This window comes from Gaoshiqia hydrogeniformans (assembly GCF_049347105.1).
Lineage (GTDB): Bacteria > Bacteroidota > Bacteroidia > Bacteroidales > Prolixibacteraceae > Gaoshiqia > Gaoshiqia hydrogeniformans.
Genome location: NZ_CP186334.1, coordinates 4,216,286 through 4,243,151 on the forward strand (window position 1 = coordinate 4,216,286; position 26,866 = coordinate 4,243,151).

General features: G+C 46.0%; 23 protein-coding genes. 16 read left to right on the forward strand and 7 right to left on the reverse strand.

Annotation, left to right across the window (positions count from 1 at the left end; genetic code table 11):
* The first annotated feature begins 45 nt into the window (after positions 1-45).
* The 5 genes from ACOIT5_RS16685 to ACOIT5_RS16705 are packed head-to-tail and all read left to right on the forward strand — an operon-like array spanning position 46 to position 6,311.
* A complete protein-coding gene (locus ACOIT5_RS16685; RefSeq protein ID WP_423127294.1) occupies positions 46-1,683 on the forward strand; it encodes a sialidase family protein in 1,638 nt (545 codons plus the stop codon).
* Positions 1,684-1,704: 21 nt separating this feature from the next.
* A complete protein-coding gene (locus ACOIT5_RS16690) occupies positions 1,705-2,625 on the forward strand; it encodes a dihydrodipicolinate synthase family protein (protein ID WP_423127295.1) in 921 nt (306 codons plus the stop codon).
* 3 nt (positions 2,626-2,628) lie between these two features.
* Positions 2,629-3,807, forward strand: a complete 1,179-nt coding sequence (locus ACOIT5_RS16695) for a hypothetical protein (RefSeq protein WP_423127296.1) — start codon at positions 2,629-2,631, stop codon at positions 3,805-3,807.
* A gap of 41 nt (positions 3,808-3,848) precedes the next feature.
* The gene (locus ACOIT5_RS16700; protein ID WP_423127297.1) at positions 3,849-5,054 is read left to right on the forward strand and encodes an AGE family epimerase/isomerase; all 1,206 of its coding nucleotides are present in this window, start codon (positions 3,849-3,851) and stop codon (positions 5,052-5,054) included.
* A 9-nt stretch (positions 5,055-5,063) separates the two neighbouring features.
* On the forward strand, positions 5,064-6,311 hold the full coding sequence (locus ACOIT5_RS16705; RefSeq protein WP_423127298.1) for an MFS transporter: 1,248 nt from the start codon (positions 5,064-5,066) through the stop codon (positions 6,309-6,311).
* Between the two features lie 34 nt (positions 6,312-6,345).
* Here the strand turns inward: ACOIT5_RS16705 and ACOIT5_RS16710 are convergent, their stop codons facing one another.
* A complete protein-coding gene (locus ACOIT5_RS16710) occupies positions 6,346-7,158 on the reverse strand; it encodes an alpha/beta fold hydrolase (protein WP_423127299.1) in 813 nt (270 codons plus the stop codon).
* An 8-nt stretch (positions 7,159-7,166) separates the two neighbouring features.
* A complete protein-coding gene (locus tag ACOIT5_RS16715) occupies positions 7,167-7,883 on the reverse strand; it encodes a pyridoxine 5'-phosphate synthase (RefSeq protein WP_423127300.1) in 717 nt (238 codons plus the stop codon).
* 72 nt (positions 7,884-7,955) lie between these two features.
* On the opposite strand from ACOIT5_RS16715, the gene ACOIT5_RS16720 reads away from it, so the two are divergent.
* The 8 genes from ACOIT5_RS16720 to murI all read left to right on the forward strand — a co-directional run bounded on the left by ACOIT5_RS16720 (position 7,956) and on the right by murI (position 15,900).
* Positions 7,956-8,618: a CBS domain-containing protein gene (locus ACOIT5_RS16720; RefSeq protein ID WP_423127301.1), complete on the forward strand. Its 663-nt coding sequence runs from the start codon at positions 7,956-7,958 to the stop codon at positions 8,616-8,618.
* Between the two features lie 14 nt (positions 8,619-8,632).
* A complete protein-coding gene (locus ACOIT5_RS16725; RefSeq protein WP_423127302.1) occupies positions 8,633-9,514 on the forward strand; it encodes an NAD kinase in 882 nt (293 codons plus the stop codon).
* Between the two features lie 185 nt (positions 9,515-9,699).
* Complete coding sequence (locus ACOIT5_RS16730) at positions 9,700-10,476, forward strand: DUF6089 family protein (RefSeq protein ID WP_423127303.1); 777 nt, start codon at positions 9,700-9,702, stop codon at positions 10,474-10,476.
* A gap of 5 nt (positions 10,477-10,481) precedes the next feature.
* Positions 10,482-11,225: an isoprenyl transferase gene (locus ACOIT5_RS16735; protein ID WP_423127304.1), complete on the forward strand. Its 744-nt coding sequence runs from the start codon at positions 10,482-10,484 to the stop codon at positions 11,223-11,225.
* Between the two features lie 13 nt (positions 11,226-11,238).
* On the forward strand, positions 11,239-13,857 hold the full coding sequence (gene bamA / locus ACOIT5_RS16740; protein WP_423127305.1) for an outer membrane protein assembly factor BamA: 2,619 nt from the start codon (positions 11,239-11,241) through the stop codon (positions 13,855-13,857).
* 65 nt (positions 13,858-13,922) lie between these two features.
* A complete protein-coding gene (locus ACOIT5_RS16745) occupies positions 13,923-14,435 on the forward strand; it encodes an OmpH family outer membrane protein (RefSeq protein WP_423127306.1) in 513 nt (170 codons plus the stop codon).
* A 42-nt stretch (positions 14,436-14,477) separates the two neighbouring features.
* Positions 14,478-14,987, forward strand: a complete 510-nt coding sequence (locus ACOIT5_RS16750) for an OmpH family outer membrane protein (RefSeq protein ID WP_423127307.1) — start codon at positions 14,478-14,480, stop codon at positions 14,985-14,987.
* 76 nt (positions 14,988-15,063) lie between these two features.
* The gene (gene murI, locus ACOIT5_RS16755; protein WP_423127308.1) at positions 15,064-15,900 is read left to right on the forward strand and encodes a glutamate racemase; all 837 of its coding nucleotides are present in this window, start codon (positions 15,064-15,066) and stop codon (positions 15,898-15,900) included.
* Positions 15,901-16,119: 219 nt separating this feature from the next.
* Here murI and ACOIT5_RS16760 read toward each other — a convergent pair whose 3' ends face one another.
* Positions 16,120-17,019 carry a nucleotidyltransferase family protein gene (locus tag ACOIT5_RS16760; RefSeq protein ID WP_423127309.1) on the reverse strand — a complete coding sequence of 300 codons (900 nt, stop codon included), beginning with the start codon at positions 17,017-17,019 and terminating at the stop codon, positions 16,120-16,122.
* 21 nt (positions 17,020-17,040) lie between these two features.
* Complete coding sequence (locus ACOIT5_RS16765) at positions 17,041-17,562, reverse strand: gamma carbonic anhydrase family protein (RefSeq protein ID WP_423127310.1); 522 nt, start codon at positions 17,560-17,562, stop codon at positions 17,041-17,043.
* A 213-nt stretch (positions 17,563-17,775) separates the two neighbouring features.
* Here ACOIT5_RS16765 and ACOIT5_RS16770 point away from each other — a divergent pair, with 213 nt between their 5' ends.
* From ACOIT5_RS16770 to ACOIT5_RS16780, 3 genes are all read left to right on the forward strand, one after another.
* A complete protein-coding gene (locus ACOIT5_RS16770) occupies positions 17,776-19,614 on the forward strand; it encodes a 2-oxoacid:acceptor oxidoreductase subunit alpha (protein ID WP_423127311.1) in 1,839 nt (612 codons plus the stop codon).
* 3 nt (positions 19,615-19,617) lie between these two features.
* Positions 19,618-20,691 carry a 2-oxoacid:ferredoxin oxidoreductase subunit beta gene (locus ACOIT5_RS16775; RefSeq protein WP_423127312.1) on the forward strand — a complete coding sequence of 358 codons (1,074 nt, stop codon included), beginning with the start codon at positions 19,618-19,620 and terminating at the stop codon, positions 20,689-20,691.
* 113 nt (positions 20,692-20,804) lie between these two features.
* The gene (locus ACOIT5_RS16780; RefSeq protein WP_423127313.1) at positions 20,805-23,792 is read left to right on the forward strand and encodes a PEP/pyruvate-binding domain-containing protein; all 2,988 of its coding nucleotides are present in this window, start codon (positions 20,805-20,807) and stop codon (positions 23,790-23,792) included.
* On the opposite strand, the gene ACOIT5_RS16785 is transcribed toward ACOIT5_RS16780, so the two are convergent.
* The 3 genes from ACOIT5_RS16785 to ACOIT5_RS16795 form a co-directional block, all read right to left on the reverse strand.
* Positions 23,789-24,541, reverse strand: a complete 753-nt coding sequence (locus tag ACOIT5_RS16785) for a shikimate dehydrogenase family protein (protein WP_423127314.1) — start codon at positions 24,539-24,541, stop codon at positions 23,789-23,791. The genes ACOIT5_RS16780 and ACOIT5_RS16785 overlap by 4 nt on opposite strands.
* A 2-nt stretch (positions 24,542-24,543) precedes the next feature.
* A complete protein-coding gene (locus tag ACOIT5_RS16790) occupies positions 24,544-25,482 on the reverse strand; it encodes a DUF368 domain-containing protein (protein ID WP_423127315.1) in 939 nt (312 codons plus the stop codon).
* Between the two features lie 252 nt (positions 25,483-25,734).
* Entirely contained in the window at positions 25,735-26,685 is a 951-nt protein-coding gene (locus tag ACOIT5_RS16795) for an aldolase catalytic domain-containing protein (RefSeq protein ID WP_423127316.1), read from the reverse strand.
* Positions 26,686-26,866: the final 181 nt, after the last annotated feature.

The following is a 26,866-nucleotide window of genomic DNA, read 5'->3' on the forward strand; positions in this document are numbered from 1 at the left end:
TAATTCCTTAAATTTAAGCTGATCGATAATCTAACACCTGTTTTAATGAGCAAAAATCAATTAATTGCACTGGTGTGTCTGGCGACTGCTTTTTGGAGCTGTTCAGACAGCAAAGATATTCAGGTCATCCATGATGCCCGCATACTTCAGCCTAATGTGCCTCTTGTTGCAGGGAGGGATAATCCAGAGGCGCTTGAATTTAGTTTTACGGTCGCCGGCGAGACGAGTTCGCTGGAGCTGAAATCCGTTGAGTTGTTTTTCGCCGAAGCCGGATCAGGCGGAATACTGGATGCCGTGACGGCAAACCTAACGACGATTGCCGGGGATCATACCGAAGAATCCTTATTTGGAGAAACCGGAACGATTGCTTCGCCACTTAAGCTGAACGGTTTGCTCGAACTTGGAGAAGGTGTCCATACGCTTTCTTTCAGTTTCGGGGTGAAAGAGGATGCCGGGCTGGAACAAATCGTGCAGGTGGAGAAAGTGGTACTGCATTTTGGAAAGGATAAAAAATTAACTGTTGAAGCCGATAAAAAACATCGCTATCGTTTGGCGAAAGTCATCCGTGAAGCCGGACAGGACAACTGCGATACGTACCGCATTCCGGGCCTGGTGACGACCGGCAATGGAACGTTTGTCGCCGTTTACGACAACCGGTACAACAACAGCAAAGATTTACAGGAAGATATTGATATTGGGATGAGCCGCAGCATCGACGGGGGACAAAACTGGGAGCCGATGAAGGTAATTCTGGACATGGGCGAATGGGGAGGACGTTCGGAACAACTCAACGGCATTGGCGACCCCTGTGTTCTTTACGATCATCATACCCATACGATTTGGGTTGCCGCGCTGTGGATGAGCGGATCGGCGCCCGATCAAATGCTTTGGTGGGCATCGAAACCGGGATTGAACCCGGAAGAGACCGGGCAGTTTATCCTGACAAAAAGCACCGACGACGGTTTAACCTGGTCGGAACCAATCAATATCACCGAACAAATTAAAGACCCTTCGTGGCAATTGTTGCTGCAAGGTCCCGGACGCGGAATTACCCTTGACGACGGAACCCTGGTTTTTCCGGCGCAGTTTAAAGCCGATTTGGGCGAAAAAGCGCTTGACGGCGGTCAATATACCAGTCATTCCACCATTGTGTACAGTACGGATGGTGGAAAAAACTGGCAGATTGGTTCCGGCGCCAAATCCAACACCACCGAAGCGCAGGTGGTTCAACTGACCGACGGCAGCCTGATGCTGAACATGCGCGACGACCGAAACCGGCAGGATAAAGGAGACAGCAACGGCAGGGCAGTGGCTATAACCAATGATCTTGGCAAAACCTGGACGGTACACCCGTCATCTAATTCGGCTTTGCCGGAATCCAATTGCATGGCCAGCATCATTTCCGCTGATCTGGATACGGAGGGCCAAACCAAACGGGTATTATTCTTTTCAAACCCGAACCACAAAAACCAGCGAACCAACATGACCATCAAAGCCAGTCTGGATGAAGGGCTTACCTGGCCCGAAGAATTCCAGCTTGAACTGAATGAGGCAGCCGGATACGGGTATTCGTGCCTGACCATGGTTGATGAACAAACGATTGGTATTTTGTACGAAGGCGTGAAAGAACTTTACTTCCAGAAAGTGCCGATAAGTGCGCTGCTGGGTGATTTGATTAAATAATGGTTTTGAAACAATAAAATTATGAATAACAAAATGGAAGGACTTATCGCGGCGCCATTTGCCCCGATGTTTCCAAACGGCGGGCTAAATATTGATCAGATACCCGCTTATTACGACTTCCTGATTAAAAATGAGGTTGTTGGAGCGTTTATCAACGGCTCAACCGGCGAAGGCGTATCGCTTTCACAAAAGGAGAAGGAAAAAATTACCGAAGCCTGGACCGCTCAGAATAAAAAGAAGAAAGGACTGAAGGTGATTAACCTGGTTGGCGGTACTTCGTATGCCGAATGTATTGACAGTGCCCGGGCATCGGCTGCGATGGGTGTAGATGCCATCGCGATCCTGGCGCCGTTCTACTTCAAACCGGGTTCAGCGAAGGCTTTGGCCGAGTTTTGTGCCAAAGTGGCTGAATCGGTGCCCGAAATGCCGGTGTACTTTTACCATATTCCGGTGTTGACCGGCTGCAACGTGTCGATGTTGGATTTTTTGCAGGAAGCCGATGCGATGATTCCGAACCTGGTTGGAGTTAAATACACGCACGAAGATTTTATGGACTTTTTGAGTTGTATGAGCTTTAAAGAAGGTAAATACGATATGTTGTGGGGACGCGATGAAAACCTGCTGTCGGCCCTTGTGCTGGGCGCTCGCGGGGGAGTTGGAAGTACGTTCAATTATGCAGCGCCGCTTTACCATCATCTCATCAGGGCATACGATGAAGGGAACCTGGCTGAAGCCCGGAAGTTGCAGCAACTGTCGATCGACATGATCCGCCTGCTGGGCAAATACGGGGGCATTGCCACCGGAAAGGCTTATATGCGTTATGTTGGACTGGAATGCGGCGAATTCCGTTTGCCGGTGAGAAATATGAGCGAGGGTGCCCGTCAGTTATTCGAAACGGATGTGAAGGCGCTGAATATGGAAGATTTATTCTCTAAATTTTAAGACGTGAAAAAGTGGATGTGGATTTGGATGATGGGACTGCTTTGCCAGTCGTGCAATCCAAATCAACCAACAGAAAGGATGGATATGAAAATTACATGGGACACGTTGGGCATTATTCCCCCGGCAACAGGGCAGAAGATTCAGCCCGGTTTGGCCGGGCCGGTGGCCGGAGTTTATCAAAATCACCTGTTGATTGCCGGAGGAACAAATTTTGAAGATGCCATGCCCTGGCAGGGAGGAATAAAGTTGTATCATGATGATTGTTATATCCTTACAAAAAGAGCAGGCACCCAGTTGGAATGGTCTCAACCTGAATGGAAATTGCCTTCCCCGATGGCTTACTGCGCCTGTATTTCCACCGGGAAAGGTATTTTAAGCATCGGCGGCGAAACGGCTGAGGGACCTGTTTCCCTGACTTTTATGCTTTCGGTGGAAGGGGATGCCGTTCGGTTGATCGATTTTCCGGACTTACCGGTTGCTCTTTCATGTTCAGGAGCAGCAATCTCTGGAAGCAGGGTTTATTTAGCCGGAGGGCTCGGTTTTTCCGGAGCAACGAACCATTTTCTGTCAATCGATTTGTCAGCTACAGACTTGAAATGGCAAACGCTTCCTGAGTTGCCTGTTCCGCTTTCTCATGCGGTGGTAGCCTGTCAGTTTGACGGGAACGAAGATTGCATTTATGTGTTGGGCGGACGGAATAAAACGGGTATCACTTCAACTTTCCTGAGCGATATCTGGAAATACATTCCGTCGGAGCAGAAATGGCTGAAAGCCGGAACACTTCAGGTGGACGATGAACCGGCTTTTGGCTTATCAGCCGGAACCGGACTGGCTGCAGGAGAGCATGGTATTTTGCTTTTTGGAGGAGATAAGGGCGTTATCTTTAATCAAACTGAAAGGTTGATTGATGCTGCTGCCAAAGCGGAAAGCCCGGATGAGCGAGAGAGAATTCAGCGGCAAAAAGCGCACAACCTGACCAATCATCCGGGCTTTTCGAAGGATGTTTATCTGTTTAATACACTGACCGGTAAGTTAATCAGGATTAGCAGGTTGGAAGGCATGGCCCAGGTTACCACAAATGCCTTCTGGTGGGACCGGCAAATCATCATTCCATGCGGCGAAATCCGTCCGGGGGTACGGTCCGCAGTAATCACGAGGGGAAAAATTTCGTTGGACGAGTAGTTCAGTTGCACTGGCGCCGTTCATCACAAAAAAGCAGGATAATGAATCTGGATTTAAATAAAACAGCATCAATCTACCAAAAGGAATTGCATGAAAAGGTCGTTCCTTTCTGGGAAAAAAATTCGAAAGATGAGCAGTTTGGCGGGTATTTCACCTGTCTCGACCGGCAGGGAAAGGTGTTTGACACCGACAAGTTTGTGTGGCTTCAGGCCCGGCAGGTATGGATGTTTTCGTCGTTGTACAACAAGGTGGAACAAAAATCACAATGGCTGGAAATGGCCGAACATGGCGCCCGTTTTTTGCAACAATACGGTCACGACGGACAGCTTCACTGGTACTTTTCGCTGACCCGCGAAGGTAAGCCGCTGGTGCAGCCGTACAACATTTTCTCGGATTGTTTTGCGACGATGGCTTTTGGCCAGCTTTACCGGGCTACCGGTAACGACGAATATGCCGATCTGGCGAAACGTACGTTTGACAATATTCTGGCGCGTCGGGACAATCCGAAAGGGCGATTCAATAAACTGGTTCCGGAAATCCGGCCATTGAAAGGTTTTTCGCTGCCGATGATTCTGAGTAATCTGGCGCTCGAAATTGAACATTTGATACCGAAAGCGCTGGTTGATCAAACCATTGACCAGGCCATACATGAAGTAATGGACGTTTTCTACCAGCCGGATTCCGGCTTGATCCTGGAAAATGTAAATCCGGATGGTAGCTTTTCTGACTCTTTTGAAGGCCGCTTGTTAAATCCCGGGCACGCCATCGAGGCCATGTGGTTTATGATGGACCTGGCTGAACGTCAAAACGACCGGGCGCTGATGGAAAAAGCAGTGACGATTCTGCTCAGGACATTGAATTATGGCTGGGATAAAGAATTTGGCGGAATTTTTTATTTCCTGGACATCAAGGGAAACCCGCCGCAACAACTCGAGTGGGACCAAAAGCTGTGGTGGGTACATGTGGAAACATTAATCAGTCTGATTAAAGGTTATTATCATACTCAGAATGAGGAATGTATGCGCTGGTTTGAAAAAGTGCATCATTATACCTGGTCGCATTTTGCCGATCCTGAACACGATGAGTGGTTTGGTTACCTGAACCGCCGGGGCGAAGTGTTATTGCCGCTGAAAGGCGGAAAGTGGAAAGGTTGTTTTCATGTGCCTCGCGGATTGTTTCAGGTATGGAAAACACTGGAAAAAATAAACGGATCATCTGACAAACCTTCTGTAAACATTTCAGAATAAAAGAAAAACATGCAAATCAACGAAAAGAAATGGTATCCCTGGCTGCTAGTCGGCCTTTTGTGGGTAGTCGCTCTGCTGAACTACATGGACAGGCAGATGCTGTCGACTATGAAAGTGGCAATGATGGGAGACATCAAAGAGTTGGAAACTGCCGAGAATTTTGGCCGGTTGATGGCCGTCTTCCTGTGGATATACGGACTGATGAGCCCGATGGCGGGACTGATTGCCGACCGGGTTAACCGAAAGTGGCTGATTGTAGGCAGCCTTGGTGTATGGTCGGGCGTAACCCTGGCGATGGGCTATGCCACCTCTTTTGATCAGTTGTATGTGTTGCGGGCTGTGATGGGGGTGAGCGAAGCCCTGTATATCCCGGCAGGCTTGGCGTTGATTGCCGATTATCACCGGGGCAACACGCGTTCGCTGGCCGTGGGCATTCATATGACGGGTTTATATTTCGGGCAGGCCTTGGGCGGTTTTGGCGCCACGGTGGCACACACCTGGACCTGGCAAACAGCGTTTCACAGTTTTGGCTTGGCGGGTATTTTATACAGTGTTGTGCTGTTGGTATTCTTAAAGGAAAAACGAACTCCCGAAATTAAACCAAACGAACCAGACCGGTTTGCATCAGGTTTTAAATCGGTGAAACACAGTTTGAGCTTGCTGCTCGGAACGGTCAGTTTTTGGGTGATTTTGTTCTATTTTGCAGCTCCCAGTTTTCCGGGCTGGGCGACTAAGAACTGGCTGCCAACCTTGTTCTCCGAAAGTTTGGGAATTGATATGTCAATGGCCGGACCGCTTAGCACCTTCACCATTGCATTCTCATCATTTATCGGCGTGATTGGCGGCGGTATCCTGGCCGACCGCTGGATCGTACACAACCTGCGCGGGAGGATCTACACCGGCGCCATTGGACTAACCCTGATGATTCCGGCGCTGGTGCTTTTGGGTTTCGGGCACAGCTTTTCTTTTGTCGTTGGCGGTGGCATGTTGTTTGGGATTGGTTACGGCATGTTCGACGCGAATAACATGCCCATTTTATGCCAGTTTGTATCGCCGCGCCACCGTGCCGCCGGTTACGGACTGATGAATATGACCGGTGTTTTTGCGGGGGCTTTTATCACCAGTTGGCTGGGTAAATCAACGGATGCAGGTAATCTGGGGCATGATTTGGCTTTTTTGGCCATACCGGTTGCCTTGGCTGTTATTTTACAACTGATCACCTTAAAACCAAAATTCGCGGATAAAATTGAAGATTAATTGACCTGTACGGACAGATCGTTTTTGTAGTATTTTAAATAAACCGCTGCAAGGTGTCCCAAAACAGTGCTGGCTGCTCTGCATGAAGCCAGTGGCCTGCACCGGGGATGCTTACAATTTGCGCTTCCGGGTATATTTTTTTGATGATGATTTCATCTTCAGCTTCCAGATAGTTCGATTTTTCGCCCCGGATAAACAAAACCGGGTAACCAACGATGGGGATACGGTCTTCGAGCCAGCGGTAATTTACCCCGCTGACGATTTCATCAAGCGAATCGTACAGGACATCCACATTAAAACGACAATCAAACAAGTTGGTTTCTTTGTTCAGATAAATACTTTTTAAAAGAAACCGGACCAACTCCGGGTTCCCCAACCTGAGTTCCAGAAAACCGGCAATATCTTCCCGTGCCGGGTAATCTTCGCGGTGGTTGCAAAATTCACGGAGCGATTGTAAAATAAGTTCGTGCTGGTAATACTGGCTGGTTTCGCGATAGTTCATGTAATCTTTTGGCGCGATGTCAACGACCACCAGCTTTTCTACCTTTTCGGGGTATTCGGCTGCGAAGTACATGGCCGTTTTCCCGCCCATGCTGTGACCGATCAGCGTGGCTTTTTCCAGTTGCCGGTCTTCAAAAAAATCGGCCAGGTCGTCTTTCATGCTTTCGTACGAGTGTACGGGCGAATTGGGCGAACGGCCATGATTCCGTTGATCGACCAGAAAAACATGGTAACGTGCGCCTAATTTTTTTCCAACAGTCAGCCAGTTGTCTGACGAGCCATACAACCCGTGCACAATCACGATGTTGTTTTCACCCCGGCCTTCTTCCCTGAAAAATAAATCCATAACCAATGTCAAGGTTTAATGCACTCCAGGTATTCATTAATGGTATTGCGAAGTCCAAGATATAAGGCGTCGGCAATCAAGGCATGTCCGATGGAGACTTCTTCAATGTCCGGGATCATATCGGTGAAGTATTTTAGGTTCTTCAGGTTCAAATCGTGTCCGGCATTGAGGCCTAAACCCAGTTCTTTTGCCAGTTTGGCTGCCTTAAGAAAAGGAGCAATGGCTTTTTCAGGGTCAGCTTTATAATTAGCGGCATACGGTTCGGTATATAATTCAATGCGGTTTGTCCCCACTCTTTTTGCTCCTTCAATCATTTTCAGATCGGGGTCAACAAAAATAGATGTCCGGATTTTATGTCCCTGCAGGCGTTTGATCACTTCGGTCAGGAAAGCCTCGTGTTTAACGGTATCCCAACCATGGTCGGATGTTAATTGCCCCGGTGCGTCGGGGACTAGGGTTACCTGGTCGGCTTTCACATCGATCACCAATTTTAAAAAATCTTCATCCGGATATCCTTCTATGTTTAATTCGGTGGTAATGTGAGGTTTAATGTCGTATACATCTTGCCGTCGAATATGTCGTTCGTCGGGGCGGGGATGAACGGTAATGCCTTCTGCTCCAAATTTTTGACAGTTAATTGCAGCATCAACAACGCTCGGGATTGATCCTCCCCGGGAATTTCTTAATGTTGCTATTTTGTTTATATTTACACTTAGTCTGGTCATAATCATATGAAATAGGGCTGCAAGTTACAATTTACTATTGAAAGAAGCAGAATTCAAACTTGAAAAGTTTTGTTGGCAAAAGAACTCATATCAGATGTGATTCCCTCGCTGAGGTTAACCGACAACGGGCAAAAAGCCTTGAACTGGATGGAAATCTTCCGGATTTCGCACTTGCCGGTTGTCGATAATCATGAGTACCTGGGTTTGATTTCGGACAAATCGATCTATGATCTGAACCTGACCGAACGGCTGATGGGGGAGTGTCTCGAGTTTATGCTTCACCCTTACGTTCGCGTTAACCAGCATATTTACGAAGTTGTTTCGGTTGTTTCGGAGTTGAAAATATCAGTGGTTCCCGTGTTGAGCCTGGACCAACAATATACGGGGGTGATCACGGTTTTTGACATGGCCCAGCAGTTTGCCGATTTGGTTGCTGTAAAGGAACCCGGAGGAGTGATTGTGCTAGAATTGAATCCGATCGATTATTCGCTGGCTGAAATTGCCCGGATTGTAGAGGGAAATGATGCCAAAATTCTGAGCCTTTATGTTTCGCGGGGCGATGATTCAAAAGAAATTACCGTTACCTTAAAGGTTAACCTGATCGACCTTTCTCCGGTGATCCAAACTTTTGTGCGGTACGATTACCAGATAAAGGCTGTTTTCATGGATGACTCCGTGTTAAAACATATGTACGACGACCGCTTTGAATTGTTGATGAAGTACCTGAACATTTAGAATATAAAACGGATATGATTATCGCGATTTTTGGTTTGAGCATCGACCCCTCGTTTTCGCCTGATTTAGCCAGGCTTTTTTTATTGCTGAAGGAACGGCAAATCAAAGTGTATTTGTATAAACCTTTTTTAGAGTTTGTGAAAGAGCAATGCAGTATCCAACCCGATATTGCGGGCGTTTTTATTTCGGGGCACGAATTGCCCGCGACTGTCCGTTACCTTTTCAGTATTGGCGGCGACGGAACCTTTTTAAAATCAATTCTTACCCTGAAGAATAAATCCATTCCGGTTATCGGCATTAATTTGGGGCGAATGGGGTTTTTATCAGCCATTTCGCGTGAAGATATGGGCGAGGCCATCGATCATGTTCTGAACAACAACTTTGAAATAGAGGAACGTTCGGTATTGCAGGTTGACGGAGAACCTGATTTGTTTGGTGATTTCAACTATGCCCTGAATGAGATTACCGTTACAAAAATGGATACCTCTTCGATGATAAATATCCATACCTATTTAAATGGCGAGTACCTGACGACCTATTGGGCCGACGGCCTAATCATTGCTACCCCTACCGGGTCGACAGCCTATTCGTTGAGCGTGGGCGGGCCCATTCTTACCCCCGATTCCAAGAGCATCATCATCACGCCGATCGCACCCCATAACCTGACCATGCGTCCCATTGTTGTGCCCGATTACAATAAGCTGACCCTGAGGGTGGAAGGACGGGGGCAGCAATTTCTGGCTTCACTTGATTCGCGCTCCGAAGCGGTGAATTTTCCCGGCGAAATAAAGATCAGGAAGGCCGACTTCCAGGTGAAAACACTGAAGCTTGCCGGACACGGATTTTTCAGTACACTTCGTAACAAACTGATGTGGGGCACCGACAAAAGAAATTAATTGCATGCTTAACAATTTTTAACCTCTATTTCGGTTTTATAATAGGCAGTGGGCATGATGTTTTGAGAATTATATTACTTTTGTAGCTCTTGAAAGGTGTTATGTTTAAAATGTAGATTTTAATGCCGGAACAAAATGCGAAGCTGTCTTTTTTATTATAACCTTTCATGTAAATAAAAAAGTCAATGAAGAGATTGTTTTTACTTGCAGTCAGTTTATTCGTGTTTGAAATTTTATCAGCACAAAAGACAGCAGACATTGGTATTTGGGGTGGCATTGGAAGTTACACCGGAGACATGACGGAAATTGAACACCAAAGTTCTTTGGGGCCTGCAGGAGCAGTGTTTGTCCGGTATAATTTTAATCCGCGTGAAAGTGTTCGCGCTACGGTTATGCTGGGAAATATAAATGCAACAGGAGCATTTGAGTCTCATCCGTGGGATTTCAGTAAGACAGTAACCGATCTTTCATTGATGTATGAGTTTAACTTTTTTCGGTACATCATGGGAAGCAAAAAGCACTGGATTACGACCTACCTGATGGGAGGCCTGGGGGTAAGCGTTTACCCTTACGAGTATGATCCGGTTGCGTTGACAGGAGTGGTTGCCTATTTGAATGCATCGGCTCCGGCGCTGCCACCTGAGTATGCAGATGCTTATAAAGAAACGGTTACGGGTGTCAATATTCCGCTGGGATTCGGTTTCAAGTTCAACATTGGTGAACGTATGGCTGTTGGAATGGAGGCACAACTGAGAAAATATTTGGATGACAGAATGGATAACCTTGATGATCCGAGAAAATTCTATACTGAAGGTCCAACTAATTCAGGCGCGGCAGGTTACTGGACAACCTACACCGATGCGATCCATAACAACGACTGGACATTTCATTTAGGGATACACGTCACCTATCTGTTTTACAGAGGAGGCAAGAAGTGCCCTGCGTACGATGAAATAAATTAGTTTGGATGACATTAAAGAAACAAATCAGTACAGGTAAATTACCTCAACATGTAGCGATAATAATGGATGGTAATGGCCGGTGGGCCGCCCTTCATGGCAATGAACGAACTTTTGGACACGAGCATGGCGTTGAGTCCGTTCGTTCGGTTGTTGAAGGGGCAGGCGAAATAGGTTTGAAATACCTGACCTTATACGCTTTTTCTACCGAAAACTGGGGACGGCCGCGGGATGAAGTCGATGCCCTGATGAGCTTACTGGTACAGGCGATCAATAACGAAACCGCAAAGCTGAAAGAAAGCAATGTGTCGCTGCATGTAATCGGCGATTTCAACAGTTTGCCGGATGAAGTGCAGGAGAAACTCAACTGGTCGATTAACGAATTAGCTGCCTGTACAGGATTGTCGCTCATACTTGCCCTGAGTTACAGTTCAAAATGGGAAATCACCCAAGCCGTTAAACGCATCGCTTTGGATGTAAAGAACGGGAAACTCGACATTGAAGACATACAAAAAGAATTAATCGATACATATCTTGCAACCAATGGAATTCCAGACCCGGAATTACTTATCCGTACCAGCGGGGAAAACCGGATAAGTAACTTTTTATTATGGCAGATTGCCTATGCCGAATTTTATTTTACCCCAACTTTATGGCCCGATTTCAGAAAAGAGGATCTTTTTGAAGCCATTCGTGAATTCCAGAACCGCGAGAGGAGGTTTGGAAAAACCAGTCAACAAATAGAGAGCTAACCAATTTACAGAAATGCGAAAACTGAAAATTTTCTTAGTATTATTTTTATTGAGCTTAGGGACTTATGCTCAGCAAGAAGGGACAAATTTTTCAATTTATTACTCCAGCCCCAGAAAATATATCATTGCCGGAATTGATGTTCTGGGAATCCGTTATCTTGATACCGATGTATTGATCCAAATCTCCGGTCTGGCCGTTGGCGACGAAATTATGATCCCGGGTGAGGAAATCTCAAATGCCATCAAAAAACTTTGGGGACACCAGATGTTTTCGGATGTAAAAATTGAGGCAAGTAAAGCAGAAGAAAATTTTATTTGGCTGAATATTTACCTTCAGGAAAGGCCGAGGCTCTCTGATGTTAATTTCTTCGGTGTTTCGAAATCGGAAAAAGATGATATCACCAAACGCGTCCTTCTGCTGAAAGGAAGCCAGGTGACCGACAACCAGCTAAACAATGCCGAGCGGATCATTAAAAATATTTTTCTGGAAAAGGGCTTCCTGAATACCGAAGTACGAATTGTTCAGCGCGACGATACAGCCCAGGTAAACAGTGTTATCCTTGATATCCGGGTCGATAAAAAGGAAAAAGTAAAAGTGGACGAAATCGTATTTCATGGCACGGAGAACCTGAAAGAAGCGACCCTCAACCGGGCTATGAAAAAGACCAATGCCCGGAAACTTAAGAATTTTTTCAAGACCAAGAAGTTTCTGGAAGAAAAATTCACGGAAGATAAACGGAATGTTGTTGCCAAGTATAATGAAAAAGGTTATCGCGATGCAACCATTGTAACCGATACCATTACCCCGGTCGGCGAAAATCGTGTTCGTTTGGATATTTGGGTCGACGAAGGGAATAAATATTACTTTGGAGATGTTAAATGGATGGGAAACACCATTTACCCGGCAGAGTACCTCGATGCCAAACTGGGTATCAAAAAAGGAGATGTGTTCGACCAAAAGCTGCTTGATAAACGTTTAACCAGCGATGACGACGCTGTGGGGAACCTGTACCTGGATAATGGCTACCTGTTCTTTAACCTTGATCCCGTTGAAGCAAACATCAAGGGCGATTCGATCGACTTTGAGATGCGGATTTACGAAGGAACCCAGGCGACCATCAACAGGGTCATTATTGAAGGTAATACAAAAACACATGAACATGTTGCCCGCCGTGAGTTGAGAACGTATCCGGGAGACCTGTTCAGTAAATCCGATATCATTCGTTCGGTGAGGGAGTTGTCTCAATTAGGTCACTTCGATCCGGAAGCCATCAACCCGGTGCCAATTCCACAGCCTGAAGACGGGACGGTGGATATAAAATACGAATTACAGGAGAAAGCGAACGACCAGATTGAATTATCAGGAGGCTGGGGAGCCAGAATGTTTGTGGGTACCATTGGGTTGAGGTTTTCGAACTTCTCCGTACGGAATATTTTCAATAAAGAAGCCTGGCGCCCATTACCTACCGGCGACGGACAAACGCTGAGTATTCGCGCCCAAACGAGCGGAAAGTTTTATCAATCCTACAGTGTTTCATTTGTTGAGCCCTGGATGGGGGGTAAAAAGCCAAACTCCTTCTCGGTGTCGTTTTCGCGTTCAAAAATCAATTATACGGCTAATAATTATTATAACCGGGCTTACAGCCCTTACGGAAGCGGTTATGGCTATGGTGGTTATGGCTATGGATATGGATCTTACTACGGGGGTAGTTATTATGATCCTTTAAGCGCTTATTCGAGCTATTCGGGCGAAAGCGAAGATGATCAAATTCAAATCACCTCCTCTTTGGCCCTGGGGTATGGTTACCGGTTAAAATGGCCCGATGATTATTTTACCCTTTATCACGAAGCATCCATCCAGCATTACGACCTTCAGAATATGGCGAATTACTACTATTTTCTGAACGACGACAGTGGTGACGGAAGCGGTAGCTTTTTCAACCTCAGTTTTAAAACGAGTTTTGGCCGTAACTCCGTAGATAACCCCTTGTATTCGCGGCGTGGTTCGGATATTTCACTTGGCTTACAGTTTACTCCTCCCTATTCATTATTTAACGGGGTTGATTACAGCGATCCTACTTTGTCGAGTGAAGACCGCTACAAATGGATTGAATATCATAAGTGGAAATTAAAAGGAGCTTGGTTTACTCCGGTTTCCGGTAATAATAACCTGGTATTGCATACGAAGTTTGAATATGGATTCCTGGGATATTATGACAAAAACCGTCGGTCGCCATTTGAACGCTTCCGGGTAGGTGGATCCGGTATGTCGGGTTACAATTTTTACGGTGCGGATATCGTCTCATTACGCGGTTATCAGGACTACAGTTTAAGCCCGACCACGGGTTCAAACCTGTATGATAAACTGACAATGGAGCTGCGTTATCCGGTTACCCTGAAACCATCGGCGACGATTTACCTGTTGGCCTTCCTTGAAGGTGGTAATGCCTGGATGAATTTTGAAGATTACAACCCCTTCGACCTGAAACGCTCTGCCGGACTTGGTGTACGGATCTTTCTGCCCATGTTTGGCCTGATGGGGATCGACTGGGGATATGGATTCGACCCGGTTAACGGAGATAAATCGGTTGGCGGAAGCCAGTTTCATTTCGTTATGGGTCAGCAATTCTGATAGTTACGAATTTGGCTTAGTATTTGATAAGAACGAACCAGTACAAACTTAAAAACAGTGTAGTCATGAAAAGAATCATATTAGTTGTAGCATTTTTGATTGTTGCAGGTGCAACAATGGCTCAGAAATATGCATTTGTCGATACCGACTATATTCTTAATAATATACCGGCATACACGGCTGCTCAGGAACAACTGGACCAAATCTCGAAACAATACCAGAAAGAATTGGAAACCATGTACAATGAGATCGAGAAAATGTATAAAGATTTTCAGGCAGAATCGGTTCTATTATCGGATGATATGAAACGCCGGCGCGAAGATGTGATCATTACGAAAGAGAAAGATTATAAGGCCTTGCAGCGGAAATATTTTGGCCCGGAAGGCGATTTGTTTAAAAAGCGTCAAGGTTTGGTTCAACCTGTTCAGGATGACATATTTAATGCCATTCAGGCAATTGCCAACGAGGGAAGTTATGCGGTCATTTTTGATAAAGCCGGAAGCCTTTCGATGGTTTACACCAACCCGAAATTCGACCTGAGTGATCAGGTGCTTCAAAAACTTGGTTATAAAAATTAATATCCTATATTTGTGTTCAAAAATTAAAATTCAAGGAATAACATGAAAAGTATTTTCAAAATTTGTCTGATCGCGATCGTGCTGTTTTCAGCAGGACTGGTACAAGCGCAAACGCTTAAGTTTGCCCATATAGATTCGCAAGCGTTAATTTCGGCCATGCCCGAAACGGCAGCTGCTCAAAAAACATTGGAAGAACAAGCCAAAGGACTGGAAGATCAGTTGGCGACCATGCAAAAGGAATTCCAGACGAAATTGGGAGAATACACGCAAAGTGTTGAATCATTAACTGATCTTGTCCGCCAGGCAAAGGAAGAAGATCTGCAAAACCTGCAACAACGTATTCAAAGTTTTAATTCAACGGCCTCTCAGAAACTACAGCAAAAACAAAGCGAGTTGATGGAACCGATTTTTGACAAAGCTAACGAAACCATAGAAGCCGTTGCCAAAGAACAAGGCGTAATTTATGTATTCGACAGCAATGCAGTTTTATACAAATCCAATGCAAGTATCGACTTGTTGCCGCTTGTTAAAGCTAAACTGGGCATAAAATAAAATGACGGAAACGAATATAGCAAAAAGCCATCTGTGTTTCAGGTGGCTTTTTTAATTTTGCTGAAAAAGGCTTTTTATGGCAAAAGAATTTCAACCGATTGGCGTTTTTGATTCGGGATATGGCGGACTGACCGTTTTAAAAGAGTTTCTGCACGATCTGCCGCAATACGATTTTGTTTATCTTGGTGATAATGCCCGTACACCTTATGGAACCCGCTCATTCGACGTGGTTTATGCCTATACGCTCGAAGCGGTGACCAAGCTGTTTAATCTGGGCTGCCACCTGGTCATCCTGGCTTGCAATACGGCATCGGCAAAAGCTTTACGGTCAATCCAGCAGCTTGATTTACAGCATCTTGCTCCCGATAAGCGCGTACTGGGCGTCATCAGGCCAAGTGTTGAAACGGCTGCTGAACTGACCCGGAACGGCCATGTCGGGGTATTGGCTACTTCGGGTACGGTCGCATCCGGTTCGTACCCGATTGAGTTGGAGAAGTGGTCAAACGGCCGGGTAAAAACGACAAGCCAGCAAGCCTGCCCGATGTGGGTGCCGATTGTTGAAAATGACGAAATCGGTACGCCGGGGGCAGACTACTTCATTGAAAAGAATATCGGTCAATTATTCCGGCAGGATCCCGATATTGATAGCCTGATCCTTGGATGTACGCATTATCCGCTGTTAATCGACCAGATAAGGAGGTTTTTGCCACGGCCGGATATCCGGGTGATTGAACAGGGAAAAATTGTTTCGGCCAGTTTGATCAACTACCTGGAAAGGCATCCCGAAATAGATGCAAACTGCTCAAAAGGCGGCAGGGTTGGGTATTATACCACTGAACAGGTTGAGCTGTTTGAGGCCCGTGCCGGATTATTCATGGGCCGGGCCGTCAATGCCCAAAAAATTCAACTTTGATAGCTACAAGCTGCTAGTTTCAAGCCCCATGCCCCATGGCTCCATGCCGCTATGACCGATTAACGGAGAAGGGAGATCGGTAGCAAGTCGCAGTTTTATTTTGGCACTTGGGCACTTTTTTAACGCAAAGAGCGACATGAAGCGCAAAGTTTCGCAGAGAACAAGCTGCAAGTTCTCCATGCTGCAATGACTAATGACTAATGACCAATGACCAATTAACTACCAAAGCTTTTCAGGGTAAACTCCCTGTTCCGATAATTTTTTAACCTGCTCGGTTACAAACGCTTTATCCTGGGGGTAAGTGACACCAAACCATGGCGAGTCAGCCTGCAATACTTTGGCTTTTACCTCTCCGGACTTGATCAGGTTAAACACGACGCTGGGGATGTAAAATTCCGATTTTGGCAAGTGTTTGTTTTCATCCAGAAAACTCCTGAACTGATTTTCCAGGTGGGCAAACAAGCTGGGATGAAATCCCCAGAAATTCATGGATACGGGGGTGTTTTCGTCCACTTGTACTTTTTGCCCCTGTTCGTCCGCAAAAAACAGGGCATTTCCTTCGCGTGCAATCTGATGGCGTTCGGTAATTTCAACGAGGTTTCCGGTTTCATCGGTTTTGCAGATCCCCCTGGAGACGGTTCCAAAATCTGACAGGGTATTTCGCAGCAGGTAACCAACCATGCTGTAACGATTTTCAGCCACTTCATTTTTTAAGAACCCGGCAATGGTCTGGAATGCCTGTGCCCCGTAAAAATCATCGGCATTTATGGCAGCAAATGGTTCTCTAATGACGTCTTTGGCCATTAAAATGGCATGACCGGTCCCCCAGGGTTTTTCCCTTTCTTCGGGAAGCTGGTAGCCATGCGGAAGCTTATTCAGTTCCTGGTATACGTATTCAACTTCAATTTTTCCCTTTAGCTTGCTTTCAAAACGCAATTTAAAATCGTCGGCAAAGCTTTTGCGAATAACAAAGACCACCTTGCCGAAACCTGCGCGGATGGCATCGAAGACGGAATATTCGAGGATGGTTTCGCCGCTGGGGCCTACCGGTTCGATTTGTTTTAAGCCTCCGTAACGGCTTCCCATACCAGCCGCCAGAATGAGTAGTGTTGGTTTCATTTTAAATAATTCAGTTAAAGTTTATAGATCTTCCTGATACCACCCGGCATACATGCTGTAGGCATTTGCGATGCGGTGCAGTTCTCCTTCAAGCAGTTCAGGACTGAGTGTTTTTATTTTTTTTGCCGGGATTCCGGCATATACGCTGCCGCCTTCGAGCCGGGTTCCTTTGGTTACAACCGATCCGGCGGCAATGATCGTGTTGCTTTCAACCACAACATCGTCCAGCACCACGGCATTCATTCCAACCATTACATGATCATGAATTGTGCAACCATGTATGATGGCGCCATGAGCGATGATGACGTGGTTCCCGATATTCGTCGGCGATTTTTGATAAGTAGCATGAATGACTGCCCCGTCCTGTACATTGGTATTGCTCCCGATTTTTATCGAATGTACATCACCGCGCAGGACTGCGCTGTACCAAACGCTACAATGGTCGCCGATTTCTACATCCCCAATAATTGCGGCGGTTTCTGCTAAAAAACAGTTGTTCCCGATGACCGGTGTTTTACCTCTCAGTGACTTTATAAGTGCCATTATCTGTATTCATTTTAAATTATTTGCAAAGATAAGAATCCCTTCAAATTATCGGTTGGATCATGAAAAAGGTATTAATAAATGGTTATTTTTGTTTGCATCGCTAACGGAAAAAGATTCTTTTTAATGTTTTTGAGTTATAAATCATTATTTTTAAGGGCATTTTTATGAGAGATCGAAAGAAAATATATTGGATTTTTAAAAATATGTCACATGAAAGACGCTAAAGTAATTGAGCTTGAGGAAGTATCCATACGATTTTCCGGTGATTCAGGAGATGGAATGCAGTTGACCGGAACCTTATTCTCGGACACTTCTGCACTCTTCGGTAACGATATTTCCACCTTTCCTGATTATCCTTCCGAGATTAGGGCTCCGCAAGGAACAGTGGGAGGAGTATCGGGCTTCCAGGTGCAGTTTGGAAAAAAACAGATTAATACCCCGGGAGATTATGCCCATGTGCTGGTTGCTATGAATCCGGCGGCTGTAAAAGCGAATGCCGGTTTTATGAATCCGGGCGGAACCATCATTTTTGATGTGGATTCATTCACCGAAAAGAATTTGGAAAAGGCGAATTTTAAAACAAATGATCCGTTTGCCGAATGTCATTTGGATGATTTCAATAAAATTCCGGTTCCAATTACCAGTTTAACCAGAGAAAGTTTGAAGGACTACGGGCTGGACAATAAATCGGTATTGCGCAGTAAAAATATGTTTGCCCTTGGCCTGGTATGCTGGATGTTTGGCCGCCCCCTCGATTATATTGAGACTTACCTGAAAAAGAAGTTTGCTAAAAAACCGCTTGTGGTTGAAACTAACCTGAAAGTTTTAAAGGACGGGTACAATTACGGGATGAACATGCAGCATATGACGCCGCAGTATATTGTACACCCCGCTGCCATCGAAAAAGGACTATACCGGAACATCAACGGTAACCACGCTACGGCGATGGGGCTTCTGGCTGCCGCCGAAAAAGCAGGTTTGGAACTCTTTTTGGGATCATACCCGATTACCCCGGCAACCGATATTCTTTCAGCTTTGTCGGAGCGAAAAGATCTGGGCGTGAAAACTTTCCAGGCTGAAGATGAAATTGCCGGTATTTGTACCGCTATCGGCGCTTCTTTTGCCGGCGATCTGGCGGTTACAACCACCTCAGGCCCGGGTTTTGCGCTGAAATCGGAAGCGCTTGGTTTATCGGTCATGACAGAGCTCCCGCTGGTGGTTGTGAATGTCCAGCGCGGGGGGCCCTCAACCGGTTTACCCACCAAAACAGAACAATCGGATTTGTTGCAGACCCTTTACGGGCGAAATGGCGAAAGCCCGGTGGTAGTTATCGCGGCCAGCACGCCGTCCGACTGCTTTTACTATGCGTACCTGTCGGCTAAAATAGCGCTTGAGCGCATGTTGCCGGTGGTGTTGTTAACCGACGGCTTCCTGGGGAACGGCAGTGAACCCTGGCGTGTGCCTGACATGGATGAGCTTCCTGAAATTAGCCCGCGGATTGCTAAAAATAAAGATACGTTTAAGGCTTATGCCCGTGATCCGGAAACCTTGTCGCGCGAATGGGCAATACCGGGAATGGACGGATTTCAGCACCTTGTAGGTGGACTGGAAAAAAATATTGCCGGCTCGGTGAGCCACGCTCCTGAACAGCACCAGAAGAACACCGAATACCGTGCCGAAAAGGTGGAACGCGTTGTTGAAATGATTCCAACGCTGGAGGTCTGCGGCGATGTTTCAGGCGACCTGCTGGTTGTTAGCTGGGGTGGAACCTACGGGCATACACTCAGCGCGGTACGCGACATGCGCTTGGAGGGGAAAAACGTTAGCCTGGCACATTTCAACTTTATCAAACCGCTTCCCAAAAATACCCGTGAAATATTCAGCCAATTCAGGAAAATTGTTGTTTGCGAGTTGAATATGGGGCAGTTTGCCGCTTATTTGCGCGATAAGGTGCCGGGATTTGAATATCACCAGGTGAATAAAGTGCAGGGGCTGCCCTTTACCGTGCTTGAATTGAAAGAGAATTTTAACAAATTGCTGGAGGTCTAAATCATGCAAGAATTCAACTATACGATTAAAGATTTTAAAAGTGAGAATGAGGTCCGCTGGTGTCCGGGCTGCGGCGATTATGCAATCATGAATGCCGTGCAGCGTGCGATGGCCGAGATGAATGTTCCGCATGAAAAGTTTGCTGTTATCTCCGGTATCGGATGTTCGTCACGCTTCCCCTACTACATGAGTACTTACGGGTTTCACTCAATTCACGGGCGGGCTACGGCCATTGCCTCGGGTGTTAAAGTAGCCAACCCCGATCTGAATGTTTGGGTCATTACCGGCGACGGCGATGCCATGGCGATTGGCGGAAATCATTTTATTCACCTGGTTCGCCGCAACATCGACTTAAATCTGATTCTTTTCAATAATAAAATTTACGGCCTGACCAAAGGGCAATATTCGCCGACCTCTGACCGGGGGATGATTACCAAAACTTCGCCTTTCGGAACCGTGGAAGATCCCTTTGTGCCGGGACAACTGGTATTGGGAGCCCGGGGTACTTTTTATGCGCGGGCTGTCGACAGTAACGTAAAACACACCCAGGCTGTGCTGACGGAGGCAGCCAAACACAAAGGCACTTCCGTTGTGGAAATATTGCAGAACTGCGTTATTTTTAATGATGGTGTTCACGAACAGATTGCTGATCCGAGATACCGCGCTGAACGTCAGTTGTTTCTCGAAGACGGTAAACCCATGATTTTCGGACAGAACAATGAAAAAGGGCTGGTGTTTGAAAATGCCCGCCTGAAAGTGGTTACCGTTGGACAGGGTGGTTACACTGCCGATGATATCCTGGTACACGACGCAAAAAATCCGGATCCAATCCTTCATATGGCCTTGATTAACATGAGTTTCCCCGACTTTCCGGTAGCGATGGGAGTTGTTCGCAGTGTGGACGCTCCGGTTTACGATCAGGAGGTGGTGAAACAAATTCAAACGGTACAGGAAACCCGGAAAATCTCGGGGATGAACGAATTGCTTCGCTCCGGAAATACCTGGGAAGTGAATGAGCCGGGCAGTAAAGAGCCGGTTCCGTTTTTTCAGAAAAAGTGCCAGCTTAACGGGCAATAGGATAAAAAATGGTTCAGAAAAGAGGCTTCGGCCTCTTTTTTTGTTTTCGGCAGACAGATTTTCCTTAACTTCACTAAGTTCATTTTTTCGCGGGCAATTTTAAACCGAATATTATGGATAAGCTCGAACATATCAGCCTTGCATCAATTTACAAGCACAAAAAAAGTGATCGCGACATCTTCGAAGAACTCATGCCGACCAAGGTCAAAGAAGTGATGCTGGTTGCCACGCTGTACGACAGTTACTCCATCGTGCGCGAGGGGCAGTTTACCGACAAAATATTTGGCGAGTTTTTGCAACTCAACCTGTACACCTATCCGCGTTTTACCAGCGTAAATTCTGAAGCCGAAGCGTTGCGGATGCTTAGAGTCCGCGATTTTGACCTGGTCATCATCATGGCGGGCGTTGATAAAGTGATTCCTGTAAAAATGGCCGATGTCATCCATCACCGCAAACCGGAGGTTCCGATATTACTCCTGGTGAACAACAACGGAGACTTGCGTTATTTCCAGAAATCGGCGCATCAGTTTGCATCAATCGACCGTGTTTTTGTCTGGAACGGCAATTCCAATGTTTTTTTGGCCATGATAAAATATATTGAGGACAAAAAGAATATCGAAGCCGATACAAAAAACGGGAATGTCAGGGTTATTTTGCTGGTAGAGGATTCGATTCAATATTATTCGCGCTATTTACCAATGATGTACACCAACATCATGACTCAAACGCAAAACCTGGTGCAGGACGAATCGGCCGATGAATTGCACATGATTCTAAAAATGCGGGCCCGGCCTAAAGTAATTCTGGTAAGCACCTACGAAGATGCTATTAAGATTTTAAATAAATACCGCGATTACCTGCTGACGGTTATTTCAGATGTGAAGTTTCAGCGAAACGGCGTCGAAGACGAAGATGCCGGGATCGAACTGCTTCGGTATGTAAACCAGATTTTACGTTTCCCGATTCCTGTTTTGCTGCAAAGCCATGATATCAAGAATGCGGCAAGGGCAAAAGAAGTGGGGGCCGAGTTTATCAATAAAAACTCGGAAAATCTTTCCATGGATATCCATAACTTCATTTACAAGCGTTTGGGTTTTGGAAATTTTGTTTTTAAAGATGAACGGGGAAATCCGATTATGGTTGCGCATAACAAGCAGGAATTTCAGGATATGTTTAAAGTGGTTCCCGACGGCGCTTTGGCTTATCACGGAAAACGGAATTCCTTTTCAACCTGGCTGATGGCCCGGGGAGAAATCAACATAGCCGAGCAACTATTGCCCTATCGTTTCGAAGATTTCAGCAGCCCCGATGAACTGCGGCAGTTTTGTCTGGATGTTTTTGAGCGGGTGCGGCTGAAAAAACTCAGGGGTCGCATTGTCAATTTTGATCAGGACTTGCTGAAAAGCGAACGCTATGTGGTTCGTATGGGAAAAGGCTCGCTGGGAGGAAAAGGGCGAGGAGTTGCCTTTATGAGTAATTTTATCGAAAATATCGATTTCAAAAAGATTATTCCGAATATTAACATCCGGATCCCGGCTACCGCTGTCATTGGTGCGATTGAATTTGATAAATTCCTGGAAATAAACAACCTGCACGAAGATATATACAGCAGTAATAACTACGAACATATTCGGTCGCTCTTTTTGGAATCGGATTTGAGCGAGGGTTTACGCGAAAAGTTGTTTAAATATGCCGAAAAGATGACGCGCCCTCTGGCAATCCGCTCGTCCGGGTTGTTTGAAGATTCGTTGTTACAGCCGTTCTCGGGGGTCTATTCTACCTACCTGATCCCAAATAACCACTCCGATATACGGGTCAGGTACCGCCAGTTGGAAACAGCTGTCAAGTTGGTGTATGCCAGTATTTTTACCGATTCGGCTGTGGCCTATTTTGACGCTGTAAATTATAAAATTGAAGAAGAAAAAATGGCGGTAATTATCCAGGAAGTGGTGGGACACGAGCATCATAACCGGTATTACCCGACGATCAGCGGGGTAGCCCAGTCGTACAATTATTACCCGGTGTCGTACATGGAACCGGAAGATGGTTATGCCGTGGCAGCTGTGGGTTTGGGAATGTACGTGGTGGGCGGTGAAAATGCGTATCGTTTTTGTCCGAAGTACCCGAATATCAATCCCAGCAGTATCAAAGACCAGGTACGGGATTCTCAACGCGAGTTTTATGCGCTGGATATGAGCCGGCACAATATCGATCTGGTGAAAGGCGGCGAAGATGCAGCCATCGTTAAGCTTCATATCCGTGAAGCAGAAGCCGATGGCACCCTGGAGCACTGCGCTTCGGTTTACGATCCGGAAAACGACGATTTGTTACCCGGCCTCGAAATACGCGGGCCTCGGGTGATTAATTTCGCCAACGTGTTAAAGTATAATCATATTCCATTGGCGGAAACAATTAGCTTCCTGTTACGGCTGTTTCGCGAGGCGATGGGCTCGCCGGTAGAAATGGAATATGCCATTGATCTCGAAGGCGGCGACGATGGCGAACCAACTTTTTACCTGCTTCAAATCAAACCCCTGATCCGTCTCGAAGAAGATTTGGTGATTGACCTGGGAGAGATGGACCGGGAGAAAACGTTGTTGTATGCCAAACGGGGTATGGGAAACGGGAAACTGGAAGGGATCCGGGATGTCATTTATGTTCCGGCAGAAAAATTTGATAAAACGAAAACAAAAGAAATTGCCCGTGAAATAAGCCATTTTAATAAAAAAATGGATATAACGGGGCGCGAGTATATTTTGATTGGTCCCGGTCGCTGGGGGACGCGCGATCCGTTTACCGGTATTCCGGTTACCTGGGCCCAGATTTCGAGGGCGCGGGTCATCCTTGAACTGGGTCTGTCCGATTTTCCGCTTGACGGCTCACTGGGATCTCACTTCTTTCATAATGTCACCTCCATGAATGTAGGCTACTTCTCTGTTCCGCATAATTCACGGGATGTGACAGTCAACATGGACATGCTGAATAAACAACGGCTTGTGGAAGAGCTCAACTTTGTCAGGCATGTACGTTTTGATTGCGATTTGAACGTTTTGATGGACGGACGTAAACGTGAAGCCTTAATCAGTATCGGAGACAATTAACTGTTCCAAATTTCCCAGGATTTCTTCGCTTGCAGATGAAGCATTTCCAATCCGTTTTTAACGGTGGCGCCCTGTTCTTTCCCTTTTTTCATAAAAAGGGTTTCTTCGGGATTGTACACCAGGTCAAACAGTACATGATCCTTGTTTAGTTTTTCATACGGAATGTCCGGACAGGCGTCAATTTTCGGGAAAGTTCCCAGTGGCGTGGCATGCACAACGATCAGGTATTCTTTCAGCAGGTCGCCGTCGATTTGTTCATAACGGATTTCTTTGTCAAAAAGTTCGGCTTCGATCGAGGCCGACAGATAGTCGATACCCAATTTGCCGAGAATGTATTTGATGGCTTTTGACGCGCCCCCGGTACCCAGTATCAGAGCTTTGTTGTGCTTCTCATTCAGCATGGGTTTCAACGAATTTTCAAAACCGTACACATCGGTGTTGTAGCCCTTCAGTTTCATCCCTCCGCCGGCTTGGTGGATAATTTTTACCGTATTGATTGCGCCTACTGCTGCGGCCTCCTGGTCAATCTCGTCCATAAACGGCATGATTTGCTGTTTGTACGGAATGGTGCAGTTCAGGCCGGCAATATGGTCATTTTTTTTGAAAATTCCGGGAAATTCATCGATGGTGTCGAGCTCAAAGTTGACATATTCATGTTCTTTCAGATTTTCTTTTTCAAATTTTTCGGTAAAAAATCCTTTCGAGAATGAATATCCCAGGCGGTAGCCAATTAATCCGTATGTTTTCATCTTTACTTTTTTATCAGTTTCTTGCTTAATCCTTCAACAACAAAAATAAGGGCAAACCCACCTGCGGCGAGCAGTAAGGCATAAACCAGTTGCGGGGACTGCCCGGTCAGTTCGAGGTAATTTGTGGGTAATACGTTTTGTTCAATTAATGGTTTTTCAATTCCGTGGCGGTCAATAAAGGTTTCTACCACCTGCTTCCAGGGCCAGACTTTATTGAGCGAGCCAATCATAAATCCCGCGAGCAGGGAGATGGTGAGGTGATAATATTTCTTTAACAACCACGACAAGACATTGGAAAAAGCGATGATCCCGATGGCTGCACCCAACAGAAAAACAGCGATCACCGGAATATTAAAGTCGGAAACGGCGCCCAGGATAAACCGGTACATGCCCAGTAAGACCAGGATAAAGCTTCCCGATATTCCGGGCAGGATCATGGCGCAAATGGCAATGGAACCCGACAGAAAAATAAACAAATAGCTGGTATTGGCTTCCGCTGGGGTGATGATGGTAATAAACCAGGCGATAACGGCCCCTGTAATCAGTGAGATAAAGGTGCCGGTGGACCATTTTTTGATGTCTTTCGCCACATAAATGGCCGATGCGACAATTAATCCGAAGAAAAATGACCAAACCAGGATCGGGTGATGATCAAGCAAATATTTCAACCCTTTTGCCAGTGAAACGATGCTGATGCCAATTCCTAAAATCAGGCTGAGCAGGAAGCGGGCGTTTACAGCCTCCCAAAAATCTTTGAACCTGCCTGACAGCAATAGTTTCAGGGCCGGGAAGTTGATCGATTTGATCGAGTCGATCAATTCGTGGTAAATACCGGTAATAAAGGCGATTGTTCCGCCCGAAACGCCGGGAACAACGTCTGCTGCGCCCATGCCTATTCCTTTAAGCATAATCAAAAGATAATCCTGAATGGTTCTGTTCATTTTTCGAAATTTAATGGTCAGCCTGTTTTCACGGAAGCCGTGGAAAACGGAATTTGGCAAAAATAGTGTTTCGGGGGTAAAAATGAAGAAGTGAGGTGAAATATTTATCATTCGATTGCTGAGTCGGGTGGATGTCCGTTTTCAAAAATACGTATAGCTGTTTTTACGGGTGCGCACAAAAAAGAGACTGCCTTTTGGACAGCCTCTGCGAATTCAGGTATTGGTTCACGATTACTCGTGGTGAGAAAAGGTCTATTCCAGTAATTCATAGTCATGCATTTCTTTCATGAACGACACAAAATCGTCTTTGCGTTCCGAGTCCATCCAGGCCATGGCGCTCCTCGGATGTTCATTCAAGGCTCCGGTAATCAGGTAAGGGATGTGGTAGCCCCAGTCTATCTTCTTTTGCCAGGGCAGAATTTCTTCCTGAATGGCCCGTAATAAAGGTAATAAACGGTATTTCGGATTTTTCAGGAAAGCAATCAGAATTTCAATCGGACAATTGCCTGCACCGCGTCCCATGCCCAGCAGGGTGGCATCGAGGTAAGTTGCGCCTCCCATGAGGGCGGTAATGGTATTCGACATGGCCAGCTGCATATTGTTATGCGCATGAATGCCAATTTCTTTATGGCCCAGGGCGTTTTTGTATTTATTCAGCAAATGATCAACGGTTTCGCAGTACATACTCCCAAAGCTGTCGACCAGGTAAAAAACCGGAACACGGGATTGGGCAACATCGGATAACGCTTCTTCGAGGTCGCGTTCGTTCACTTTCGAGACGGCCATCAGGTTAATGGTTGTTTCATAGCCCTTGTCCATACAATGGTGAGCCAGATCAATGGCTTTATCCATTTGATGTACGTAACAGGCCACACGCATCATGTCGATAGCGCTTTCTCCGGCCGGGGGGATATCATCCGGGTCAATCCGGCCAATGTCGGCCATGGCCGATATTTTAAGCTTGGTGTTGTTATCACCTACAATACGACGTAAATCATCATTTGCACAAAACTTCCAGGGACCAACCTCATTCCGGTTAAAGGCTTTTTCGCTGCTGATATAGCCGATTTCCATATAATCAACTCCGGCTTCCACGCAGGCATCGTAAATGCCTTTCACGAATTTATCATTGAACTGCCATTTATTCATCAGTCCGCCGTCGCGAACAGTACAGTCCAGCACTTTGATGTCCTTTTTATACATATATCATGATAATTGTCACAAATATAATAAAATGAAGGTATGTATGGCTTAAAGGTTGTAAAATGAAATAAATCCAACGGATATAGTTACTTTTTTAAAAACATTTTTCTGATTTTAAATAAAAAAGTATTCTATTTTTTTGGAAAATTGGATTTACTCTCTATTTTTGCATCATCAACAA